The sequence below is a fragment of the Amycolatopsis sp. NPDC051106 genome, from assembly GCF_040682775.1.
In the GTDB taxonomy this organism is placed as follows: domain Bacteria; phylum Actinomycetota; class Actinomycetes; order Mycobacteriales; family Pseudonocardiaceae; genus Amycolatopsis.
In genome coordinates this window covers 18,936-30,226 of sequence record NZ_JBFBBQ010000061.1, presented here as the reverse complement: position 1 = coordinate 30,226, position 11,291 = coordinate 18,936, and the positions used below count along the sequence as shown (strand labels likewise).

General features: G+C 70.2%; 6 protein-coding genes. 1 reads left to right on the top strand and 5 read right to left on the bottom strand.

The window, feature by feature from the left end; genetic code table 11:
- Nucleotides 1-39: 39 nt before the first annotated feature.
- Nucleotides 40-3,768, bottom strand: coding sequence for a multifunctional oxoglutarate decarboxylase/oxoglutarate dehydrogenase thiamine pyrophosphate-binding subunit/dihydrolipoyllysine-residue succinyltransferase subunit (locus AB0M83_RS34160; RefSeq protein WP_364523389.1), 3,729 nt, complete (start codon nucleotides 3,766-3,768; stop codon nucleotides 40-42).
- Nucleotides 3,769-4,026: 258 nt separating this feature from the next.
- Between AB0M83_RS34160 and AB0M83_RS34155 the strand changes: the two genes are divergently transcribed.
- Nucleotides 4,027-4,299 carry a hypothetical protein gene (locus AB0M83_RS34155; protein ID WP_364523387.1) on the top strand — a complete coding sequence of 91 codons (273 nt, stop codon included), beginning with the start codon at nucleotides 4,027-4,029 and terminating at the stop codon, nucleotides 4,297-4,299.
- Here AB0M83_RS34155 and AB0M83_RS34150 read toward each other — a convergent pair.
- The 4 genes from AB0M83_RS34150 to AB0M83_RS34135 form a co-directional block, all read right to left on the bottom strand.
- Nucleotides 4,296-4,841, bottom strand: coding sequence for a DUF4291 family protein (locus tag AB0M83_RS34150; RefSeq protein WP_364523385.1), 546 nt, complete (start codon nucleotides 4,839-4,841; stop codon nucleotides 4,296-4,298). The genes AB0M83_RS34155 and AB0M83_RS34150 overlap by 4 nt on opposite strands.
- 204 nt (nucleotides 4,842-5,045) lie before the next feature.
- On the bottom strand, nucleotides 5,046-8,792 hold the full coding sequence (locus tag AB0M83_RS34145) for an ABC transporter ATP-binding protein (RefSeq protein WP_364523383.1): 3,747 nt from the start codon (nucleotides 8,790-8,792) through the stop codon (nucleotides 5,046-5,048).
- A gap of 107 nt (nucleotides 8,793-8,899) precedes the next feature.
- Nucleotides 8,900-9,784, bottom strand: coding sequence for an ABC transporter permease (locus AB0M83_RS34140; protein WP_364523381.1), 885 nt, complete (start codon nucleotides 9,782-9,784; stop codon nucleotides 8,900-8,902).
- Entirely contained in the window at nucleotides 9,784-10,803 is a 1,020-nt protein-coding gene (locus tag AB0M83_RS34135) for an ABC transporter ATP-binding protein (protein WP_364523379.1), read from the bottom strand. Before AB0M83_RS34135 ends, AB0M83_RS34140 begins: the two co-directional genes overlap by 1 nt.
- Nucleotides 10,804-11,291: the final 488 nt, after the last annotated feature.

Below are 11,291 nucleotides of genomic sequence, written 5' to 3'. Positions count from 1 at the left end.
AAGATGCCGGTAAGGAGGCCTTCACGGACCGTCAAGCGATTAGTCGAACGCCTTCGAGATCAGCGCCTTCTGCTCAACCTCGTGCACCTTCGACGAGCCGGCCGACGGCGCCGCCATCGGACGGCGCGACACGACCTGCAGGCCCGAGAGCAGCTCCGGGAACTTGCGCGGCAGGTTGAGGCCGAAGAACGGCCACGCGCCCTGGTTCTCCGGCTCCTCCTGGACCCACGCGACCTGCGACGCGTTCGTGTAGCGCTCCAGCGCCGCCACCAGCTTCTTCTTCGGCAGCGGGTAGTACTGCTCGATCCGCACGATCGCGACGTCGTGCGCCTCGCGCTTGGTGCGCTCCGCGACCAGCTCCCAGTACAGCTTCCCGGAGGTCAGCAGCACCTTGCGGATGTTCGCGGGGTCCGGCGTGACGTCGTCGATGACCGACATGAACCGGCTCTGGCCGGTGAAGTCGCCGGTCGCCGACGTCGCGGCCTTGTTGCGCAGCATCGACTTCGGCGTGAACACGACCAGCGGGCGCTGGATGCCGTCGAGGGCGTGCCGGCGCAGCAGGTGGAAGTAGTTCGCCGGGGTCGACGGCACCGCCACCGTCATCGAGCCCTCCGCGCACAGCGAGAGGAACCGCTCGATGCGGCCGGACGTGTGGTCCGGGCCCTGGCCCTCGTGGCCGTGCGGCAGCAGCAGCACGACGTCCGAGCGCTGGCCCCACTTGGCCTCGCCGGAGGAGATGTACTCGTCGATGACGGTCTGCGCGCCGTTGACGAAGTCACCGAACTGCGCTTCCCACATGACCAGCGACTCGGGGTTGGCCACCGAGTAGCCGTACTCGAAGCCCACGGCCGCGTACTCCGACAGCGCCGAGTCGTAGATCATCACGCGGCCCTGGCCGTCGGCCAGGTTCTGCAGCGGCGAGTACTCCTGGCCGGTCTTGCGGTCGATGAACACCGAGTGCCGCTGGGTGAACGTGCCGCGCCGCGAGTCCTGGCCGGACAGCCGGACGAGCCGGCCCTCCATCGCCAGCGACCCAAAGGCGAGCAGCTCGCCGAACGCCCAGTCGATGTCGCCTTCGCGGGACATCTTGTGGCGGCGCTCCATGACCGGCTTGACGCGCGGGTGCGGCGTGAAGCCCTCGGGCACATTCACGAACGCGTCGCCGATGTGCTCCAGCGTCTCGCTGGTGATCGCCGTGGCGACCTTGGCCGGGACCTGCTGCTCCTCCTCGACCGAGGGACTCGCCTTCGCCGGGTGCTTCTCCAGCTCCCGCACCTCGTTGAAGACGTGCTCCAGCTGGCTCGAGAAGTCGCGCAGCGCGGCTTCGGCCTCTTCGACGGAGATGTCCCCGCGGCCGATCAGCGACTCGGTGTAGGTCTTCCGCACCGAACGCTTCGTGTCGATGATGTCGTACATCGCCGGCTGCGTCATCGAGGGGTCGTCGCCCTCGTTGTGGCCGCGGCGGCGGTAGCAGATCAGGTCGATGACGACGTCCTTGTGGAACGCCTGCCGGTACTCGACGGCCAGCTTGGCCACCCAGTGCGCGGCCTCCGGGTCGTCGCCGTTCACGTGGAAGATCGGCGAGCCGATCATCTTCGCGACGTCGGTGGCGTACTGGCTGGAGCGCGAGTGCTCCGGCGCGGTCGTGAAGCCGACCTGGTTGTTGACGATCACGTGCACGGTGCCGCCGGTGCGGTACCCGCGCAGCAGCGACAGGTTCAGCGTCTCGGCGACGACGCCCTGGCCCGCGAAGGCCGCGTCGCCGTGCATCAGGACCGGCAGCACGGTGTAGCCCTCGCCGCCCTTGTCCAGGAGGTCCTGCTTCGCGCGGACGATGCCCTCGAGCACCGGGTCCACGGTCTCCAGGTGCGACGGGTTCGCCGTCAGCGACACCTTCGTCTCGCCGTCGCCGAACATGCGGAAGTACTTGCCCTCGGCGCCGAGGTGGTACTTCACGTCACCGGAGCCGTGCGCCTGGCCCGGGTCGAGGTTGCCCTCGAACTCCTGGAAGATCTGGCTGATCGGCTTGCCGACGATGTTGGCCAGCACGTTCAGCCGGCCGCGGTGCGGCATGCCGATGACGACCTCGTCGAGCTCGTGCTCGGCGGCCTTGTCCAGCAGCGTGTCGAGCAGCGGGATCGCCGTCTCGCCGCCTTCGAGCGAGAAGCGCTTCTGGCCGACGTACTTGGTCTGCAGGAACGTCTCGAACGCCTCGGCGGCGTTCAGCTTCGAGAGCACGTACTTCTGGACCGCGGGGTCCGGCTTCTCGTGCGGGATCTCGACGCGCTCCTGGATCCAGCGCCGCTCCTCGGGGTCGAGGATGTGGGTGTACTCGATCCCGACCGTGCGGCAGTAGGAGTTGCGCAGCACGCCCAGGATGTCGCGCAGCTTCATCCGCTCCTGGCCGGCGAAGCCGCCGACCGGGAACTCGCGGTCGAGGTCCCAGAGGGTGAGCCCGTGGCTCAGCACGTCCAGGTCGGCGTGGCTGCGCTGCCGGTAGTTCAGCGGGTCGGTGTCGGCCATCAGGTGGCCGCGCATCCGGAACGCGTCGATGAGCTCGATGACGCGGGCGGTCTTGTCGACCGGGCCGTCCGGGATGTCGGCGACCCAGCGGATCGGCTCGTACGGCAGGCGCAGGCTGGTGAAGACGTCGTCGTAGAAGCCGTCTTCGCCGAGCAGCAGCTGGTGGATGCGCTTGAGGAACTCGCCGGACTCCGCGCCCTGGATGATGCGGTGGTCGTACGTCGAGGTCAGCGTCATGATCTTGCTGATGCCGAGGTCGACCAGCGTCTTCTCGCTGGTGCCCTCGAACGCCGCCGGGTACTGCATGGCGCCGACGCCGATGATGGCGCCCTGGCCGGCCTGCAGGCGCGGCACCGAGTGGTTGGTGCCGATGCCGCCCGGGTTGGTCAGCGAGATCGTGGTGCCGGAGAAGTCGTCCGCGGTCAGCTTGTTGTTGCGGGCCTTCTTGACGATCTCTTCGTACGCCTGCCAGAACTGCAGGAACGACATGTCCTCGCAGCCCTTGATCGAGGCCACGACGAGCGTGCGAGAGTTGTCCTTGCCCTTCATGTCGATCGCGAGCCCGAAGTTGACGTGCTCCGGCGTGATCGCGAACGGCTTCCCGTCGATCAGCTGGTAGTGCCGGTTCATGTTCGGGAAGTTCTTCAGCGCCCGCACCATGGCGTAGCCGATGAGGTGCGTGAAGGAGATCTTGCCGCCGCGGGTGCGCTTGAGGTGGTTGTTGATGACGATGCGGTTGTCGGCCATCAGCTTCGCCGGGACCGCGCGCACGCTGGTCGCGGTGGGGACGCTCAGGGAGGCGTCCATGTTCTTCGCGATGGCGGCCGCGGCACCGCGCAGCTGCTTCGACTCCGGCTCTTCCTTCTTCGCGTCCGCCTTGGCAGCGGCCGGCTTCGGCGCGGCCGGCTTCGGCGCGGCCGCAGGCTCCGGCTTCGACTCCGTCTTCGAGGGGGCCGACGTGGCCGCGACCGGCTTGGTCGCCGACTGCTTGGCCGCCGACTCGGCGTTCCGCACCGCCTCGGCCGACGGCGCGGAGGCCTGGCCGTTGGTGGCGGTCTTGGCGTCGGACTGCTGCTGCCGGGCGTTGTCCGCCTTGGCCTGCGCGTTCTGCGTCGGCTTGAAGTCCGCGAAGAAGTCGTGCCAGGCGGCATCGACTGAACTGGGGTCTGCGAGGAACTGGTCGTACATCTCTTCGACCAGCCACTCGTTGGGGCCGAACTGTGACGCAGGGCTGCTGCTGGACACGGCTTGGGCTCGCCTCTATCCGTCTCGATCTCGATCATGAATCCGCTGATGCGCCTACCAGGCTAACCCCTTCGATGACCGCGTTGTGATGGAACCGGCCTGTGTGAGGCGTGGCGCACTAGGGGATCGGTCACTGACTCGATCAAGATGTGCTAAGGGAACCTTAAGCGCTGGACCCGGTACAAGGTTCGCGGCCTCTTCCGCCGGGGTTCGTCCGCGGGTCCGGGAACGTTCACCGCGGCGGGTTCCCCTGGACGGATGTGGCTGGTCGAATGTCCTTCGTTCTGGGACCAGGGCCTGGTACGGCCGCTGGTGACGGAGTCCGGCACGGTCGTGCTGCGGTGCGACTCGTGCCAGGCGGTCTGGCCGACGCCGGCGGACTTCGAGTCGTTCGAGCACGTCGAGCCGGAGGAGCCGGACTGGCTGGTCGGGGCCGGGGTGCACGTGCGGCCGGGGACGGTCCGGTGGGCCTCCCGGCCCGACGTCGAGGCGGCGGGGCTGGGCTCGCTGAAGTGGCGGGCGCTGCCTTAGCCGGTTGCGTCGACGGCTTTGGCGAGGTCCTCGCTCAGTGGGTACGGCGGCTCGTGCGGGACCAGCTTGACGGCCTTGTGCAGCTGGTCGGTGGCCAGGAGGCCGGAGATGTCCCGCATGACGGGCGTGACGTCGGTGATGGCGGTGATCCACTCGTCGGCGTAGTCGTCGAGGACGTCGCCGGTCAGGCCGATCCGGATCGCCTCGAAGTTCAGGGCGGTGTGGTCGAGGTCTCGTTCTGCGTCCCACCGGACGAGCACCGGACCGCCGCCGGCCGACCGGGCGAGCGCCTCCTCGAAGCCGCCCCGGGTGAGGTCGACGGCCAGGATGCGCTCCCGGCCGGGCTTGCTCCCGTTGCCGCTGCCGTAGGCCGCCCAGCGGAAGGACGGCATGAGCCACGTCGTGCCACCCCGCTCCTCGAACGTCTGCTTCGCGAGCGCGGCGTCGGCGACCGCGGGTGAGCAGGCCTGGTAGACCCGGACGGTCGTCTGCGTCTGCGCCGCACGGACCTGCCGGTCGGGGACCCGCTTCTCTTCGAACATGCCCACCATGCTCCCAGCGCGGCCCGGCCACGGCCACGAACTTTCGTGCTCAAGAGGGCATCTCGCGTGATTGGAGGGGTATCACCGCGTGATTGAGCGGGCATCTCGCGTGATCAAAGCCGTAACTCGCGTGATTGAAGCCGGAACTCGCGAGATCCGGCTTCAATCACGCGAGTTCCGGGCTCGATCACGCGAGTTACGGGGTCAGCCGAGGGACCAGAGGCGGGCGTAGAGGCCGTTCGCCGCCAGGAGCTCTTCGTGGGTTCCCGTCTCCGCGATGCGGCCGTGGTCCAGGACCACGATGCGGTCGGCGCGGGCCGCCGTGGCCAGGCGGTGGGCCACCACGAACGTCGTGCGGCGGCGGGCCACGTGCTCCGTCGCCCGCAGGACCGCCGCCTCCGTCGACGGGTCCAGCGCCGCCGTCGCCTCGTCGAGCAGCAGGACGTCCGGGTCCACCAGTTCCGCCCGGGCCAGCGCCACCAGCTGACGCTGCCCCGCCGACAGCGACCGGCCGCGTTCGCCCACCGGCTGCAGGAACCCCGCCGGCAGGGCCGCGACGCCGTCGAACGCGCCCACCGCCCGGACCGCCGCCTCGACCTCGGCGTCGGACGCCGCGGGGCGGCCGTAGCGGACGTTGTCCGCCACCGTGCCCGAGAACAGGTGCGCCTCCTGTGGCACCACGCCCATCCGGCGCCGCAGCCCGGCGAGCTCGTACTCGCGGACGTCCGTGCCGTCGATCCGGACCTCGCCGCCGGTGACGTCGTAGAAGCGCGCCACCAGCTTCACCGCCGTCGACTTGCCCGCGCCGGTCGCGCCGACCAGGGCGATCGTCTCCCCGGCCGCGACGTCCAGCGAGAACTGCTCCAGCGCCTTGCCTTCGGTGCCGGTGTAGGAGAAGTCGACGTCCTTGAACGACACCTCGCCGCGCAGCCGGGCCGGCGCCGCGACGGCGTTCTCCGCCGCCGGCACCGACGTCGGCGTCCGCAGCAGGTCGCCGATCCGGTTCAGGCCGACGCGGGCCTGCTGGTAGCCGTCGAACACCGACGACAGCTGCTGGATCGGCGAGAAGAACTGCTGCAGGTACAGCAGGAACGCCAGCAGCACGCCGGCCGACAGCGTCCCGGCCGAGACGCGGTTCGCGCCCGCCACCAGCACCGTCGTGGTCGCCAGGTCGGACAGCAGTGCCACGAGCGGGAAGTACGTCGCCACGTACCGCTGCGCCCGTAGCCGCGAGCGCCGGTAGTCGTCGCTGCGCGAAGCGAACGCCTCCGCGGAGCGGTCTTCGCGCGTGTACGCCTGGGCGACGCGCAGGCCGCTCATGTTCTCCTGCATGTCCGCGTTGACGAGACTGACCCGCTCGCGGGCCTCGTTGTACGCCTTCGACGCCGCGCGCCGGAAGATCACCGTCGCGACGGCCAGCACCGGCACCATGGCCAGCGCGAACAGCGCCAGCCCGGCGTCGGTGACCAGCAGCGCCGCCGTGATCCCGGCCAGCGTCAGCGCGCTGACGACCGCGGTGGCCAGGCCGGTCTGCAGGAACGTCGAGAGCGCGTCGACGTCCGTCGTCATCCGGGTCATGATCTTTCCGGACAGCTCGCGCTCGTAGTAGTCGAGCCCGAGCCGCTGCAGGTGCGCGTAGCTGCGGACGCGCAGCGCATACAGCACCGTCTCGCCGACCCGCGAGGTCAGGCGCGTCTGCGCGAACACCACCAGCCAGTCGGCCGCGATCACCACGGCGCCGATCCCGGCGGCCAGCCAGATCATCGACTCCACACCCGCGCGGACGCCGTGGTCGACGCCGAACTGGTACAGCGCCGGCAGCGCGATCGACGCCAGCGCGTCCGCCGCCACCAGCCCGATCACCAGCGCCAGGGGCCAGCGGACCGGCCGCAGCAGCCGGGCCAGCCGGAAGCCGGGGTCGGGTGCGGTGACGTCCACATCGGACATCCGCGGCTCGTCGACGGCGGCCGGGAGCTTGCGCACGCCTTCGATCAGCTCCGGCGTCGGCGGCACGTCGAGGCCGCCGCCCCCGCCCACGAAGCCGCTGCTGTTCGGGTTGCCGCTGCGCTGACGGGCGGCGTCGGCCAGGTCGTCGACCTCGTCACGGCTTTCGTCGCGTGGCCACAGCGCCTGCGTGATCCCGGCCTGGTCGCAGTCGAGGCCTTCGCAGCGGTGCTTCTCCTCCACGTCGTCGCCCGGGCCGGCGACGAGCTCACGGAACAGCGGGCAACGCGCCATCAGCTCGTCTTCGGTGCCGACGTCGACGACGCGGCCCTCGTCGAGCACCGCGATCCGGTCGGCCAGGGCCAGCGTCGAGCGCCGGTGCGCGATCAGCAGCGTCGTGCGGCTCGCGGTGACCGACCGCAGGGTGTCGTGGATCGCCGCCTCGGTGACGGTGTCGATGGCCGACGTCGCGTCGTCGAGGATGAGGATCCGCGGGTCGGTGATCAGCGCCCGGGCCAGCCCGAGGCGCTGCCGCTGCCCGCCCGACAGCGTCAGCCCGCGCTCGCCTACCAGCGTGTCGTAACCGTCGGGGAGGACGCGGATGAACTCGTCGGCTTCGGCCGCGCGCGCCGCCGCGACGATCTCCTCGTCGCTCGCGTCCGGGCGGCCGTACGCGATGTTGTCCCGGATCGACGAGGAGAACAGGAACGCCTCCTCGAACACCACGCCGATCGCCTGCCGCAGCTGCCGCAGCGGGACGTCCCGGACGTCGAGGCCGCCGACCCGCACCGAGCCCGCGTGGACGTCGTAGAACCGGGGCAGCAGCAGGGAGATCGTCGACTTCCCGGAGCCCGCGGTGCCGACCAGCGCGAGGGTCTCGCCCGGGTTCGCGGTGACCGACAACCCGGCCAGCACCGGGTCGGTGCGCGTGTAGCCGAACCGGACGTCGGCCAGTTCGACGCCGAGCGGCCCCTCCGGCAGCGGGCGCGCGCCGGGGGCGTCGACGACCTCCGGTTGCGCGTCGATCAGCTCGTACACGCGCTCGGCGCCGGCGCGGGTCAGCTGGGCCTGCACGACCAGGCCGGACAGCATCCGGGCCGGGCCGATCAGCGTCGCGAGGTAGGTCGCGAAGGCGAGGAAGGTGCCGAGGGTGATCGAGCCGTTCAGCGCGAGGACACCGCCGATGCCGAGCACGGCGACCTGGCCGGCGGCGGGCAGGGCCGCGGTGGTCGCCGTCGGCACCGCCGACAGCTTCGCCGCGCGAAGCCGCTCCCCGAACAGCTTGCGCGCGGTTCCTTCGAGCTTCGAGACCTCCCGCGTCTCCTGGCCGAAGCCCTTCACGACGCGCACGCCGGTGACGGTCTCCTCGACCTGCTGCGCGACGTCGGCCGCGCGCTGCTGCGCCGACCACGTCGCCGGGAAGAGGCGCTTGCGGCTGCGGGCGATGACGATGCCGACCGCGGGCGTGACGACCAGCGCGATCAGCGTCAGCATCGGGGACATCCACAGCATCGCCGCGAACGACAGCAGCGCGAAGATCACCGAACCGAACGAGAGCGGGACCTGCATCAGGATCCCGGTGACCAGCTGCAGGTCGGAGATGGCCCGCGAGACGACCTGCCCGGTGCGCAGCGCGTCCTGCTTGCCGCCGTCGAGGCGCGAGACCGCGTTGAAGACGCGCTGCCGCAGGTCGTGCTGGACGTCGAGGGCGAGCTTCCCGCCGAAGTACCGGCGCAGGAACGCGGTGGCGAACGCGACCAGCTGCAGCGCCACCAGGAAGACGGCGATCCCGGGCAGCGCCCCGGTCCGCCCCGCCACGGCGTCGTCCACCGCCGTGCGCACCAGCAGCGGGCTCGCGGCCTGCACACCGACGCTGAAGACGGCGGCGAGCAGCGACAGCACGACAATGGCGCGGTGCTCCCAAGCCGCGGCGGACAGCCGGCGGACCCAGCCGACGGTCTCAGCGGGTGGGAGCTCTTGACGGGAGCGGGGCGGAGCGATGGTCACGTTGTCACACTAAGCGCCGCCACCGACAAAATATTTCCCGGAAAGCCGTGAAGGCCTCCTTACCGGCGTCTCGAGCCGGTAAGGAGGCCTTCACGGACCACGGGAACTTACGTGATGTCGCGCTTCTGGTTGCCCGCCCAGCCGAGGCCGAAGAACAGCATCGTCCAGGCGAAGAAGATCAGCGCCGAAGCCCACCACGAGAGCACGCCGGGCGCCGCCGCGGTGTACTGCAGCAGCAGCTGCGCCCCCGTGTTGACGTCGGCGGGCAAGTTGAGCGAGTTGAACCCGAACGCGTCCGCGGCGATGCCGCCGACGATGCCGTTCGCGGTGCCGTTCGGCAGGATCCCGCCCAGCAGGGTCGTCTGGCCCCAGAGCAGGATCACCAGCACGTTCTCCACGATCAGGAACCACACCAGGAACAGCACGACCGCCAGCGGCACGCTGCGCAGCACCGCGCCGAACCCGATGCCGAACAACGTCACCAGGACCGCGGCGAGCACCGTCCCGCCGAGTGCGGCCAGCCACTGGCCCGCCGACGGCCAGCGGCCCGAGTCGACCGACGACATGACGGCGATCGCCGAGACCCCGAAGCTGACCAGACCGTAGATCGCGCCCCACGCGACGTAGGTGAGCATCTTCGCGGTCAGGGCCGTGATCCGGTTCGGCGCGGTCAGGAAGGTCGTCGTGATCGTCTTGCTGCGGTACTCGCCGGCCAGCGCGAAGATGCCGAACAGGCCCGGGACGAGCTGGGCGATGTTCACGCCGTGCGCCAGCGCGAGCAGCCCCACCGGCACCTGGTTCGGGTCCAGGCCGATCAACCGGGTGACCTGCCGGGCGTCGCTGTCCGAGCTCAGGAAGTCCGCGAAGTCGTTGGTGATCTTGCCCCACGCGAACGTCAGCCAGAACGCCACCAGCGCCAGCGGGATCAGCAGCACCCACCACGTGTTCAGGGAGAGCGTCTTGCGGAACTCCGCCTTGATCAGGTTGCCCATCACTGCTGCGGTCCTCCCCGGTACTGCTGCTGTTGCTGCGGGCCCGACGGCGGATACCCCGGCGGCGGCGGACCCTGGTACTGGGGCTGCTGCTGGTAACCCGGCCCGCCGGCGAACTGACCCTGCGTCAGCTGGAAGAACATCCGCTCCAGGTCGGCGTGGTCCTCCTGCATCCCGTAGACGGCGATCCCGGCCTTCGCGGCGATGTCACCGATCTGCTGGACGCTCGACCCGGCGACCGCGACCCGGCCGTCCGGCGTCGGCGAAACGGCGGTGATGCCGTTCTCCTGCAACGCTTTCACGAGCGCCGAGGGATCCGCCGGCTGCACGAGCACGCGCGACTGCTGGCTCTTGCGCAGCTGGTCGAGCGAGCCGTAGTAGCGCGTGACGCCCTGGCTGATGATCACGACCTGGTCGATCAGCTGCTCGACCTCGTTGAGCAGGTGGCTCGACACCAGGACCGTCCGCCGCTGCTCACGCGCGTACGTGCGCAGGAAGTTCCGCAGCCACAGGATGCCCTCCGGGTCGAGGCCGTTCGTCGGCTCGTCCAGCACCAGCACCTGCGGGTCACCCAGCAGCGCCGTCGCCAGCGCGAGCCGCTGCCGCATGCCGAGGGAGAACCCGCCGGCCTTCCGGTCCGCGGCACTGCCCAGGCCCACCAGCCCGAGCACCTGGTCCGCCCGCTGGTCCGGCACCCCGATGGCCGCCGCGTACACGCGGAGGTGGTTGCGCGCCGTCCGGCTCGGGTGGAAACCCTCGTTCTCCAGCACCGAGCCCACCACCCGCGCCGGGTTCCCCAGCTGCGAGTGCGGGCGCCCGTTGATCGTCGCCGTCCCCGCCGTCGGCGTCACCAACCCGAGCAGCATTCGCAACGTCGTCGTCTTCCCGGCGCCGTTCGGACCCAGGAAGCCCGTCACCGAACCCGGTTCGACCGTGAAGCTGAGGTTCTGCACCGCGTTCACCGCGCCGAACTGCTTGCTCAGGTTCTGCACCACAATCCGGCCACTGCCGTCGTGCATACCGTCCCCTAACGTTCCCGCTGATGCGGCGTCATCCTGCCCTACCCGCGCCACCCGCGCGCACGGAACGGCCGAACCCGTCGAGAGCGACGTTCGTCACGTTCCGCAACCGGTTCCGGTTGCCCAGCGTGGTCTGCGTGAGGCGCTGACCTGAGGTTTCGCGGCCGAGGTGAGCTGGGACTCAGATCAACTTGGTAAAGAATTCGTTCGACTTGCCGACCCGGTGCGGCGAACTCCGCAGAACCCCTCTAAGCTTGTCGTTGGCGGCCCGCTCCCAATGACCCCCAGGTTGGTTGAGCGGGTCGCCGTTACATTTCGGGCTTCGCCCTTCACTTCATCCCCTCTCCCGGGGGCCGAGCCCCCGGACCCCCACGGTGCCTCGGCCGCACCTCCCAGCGTTGTCCCGTGAGCGTGGCCTGGTTGGCGTATTCGTCGCACGGCAAGCGCCGGGCGGCCGGGCTGGCGTGGGTTGGTGCCGCTGGTCGGGG

What these genes read in the sequence shown, in the direction of transcription:
- AB0M83_RS34155 (WP_364523387.1), top strand. Translation starts at nt 4,027, where the DNA reads ATGTGGCTGGTCGAATGTCCTTCGTTCTGGGACCAGGGCCTGGTACGG.
- AB0M83_RS34150 (WP_364523385.1), bottom strand. Translation starts at nt 4,841, where the DNA reads ATGTTCGAAGAGAAGCGGGTCCCCGACCGGCAGGTCCGTGCGGCGCAG.
- AB0M83_RS34140 (WP_364523381.1), bottom strand. Translation starts at nt 9,784, where the DNA reads ATGGGCAACCTGATCAAGGCGGAGTTCCGCAAGACGCTCTCCCTGAAC.
- AB0M83_RS34135 (WP_364523379.1), bottom strand. Translation starts at nt 10,803, where the DNA reads ATGCACGACGGCAGTGGCCGGATTGTGGTGCAGAACCTGAGCAAGCAG.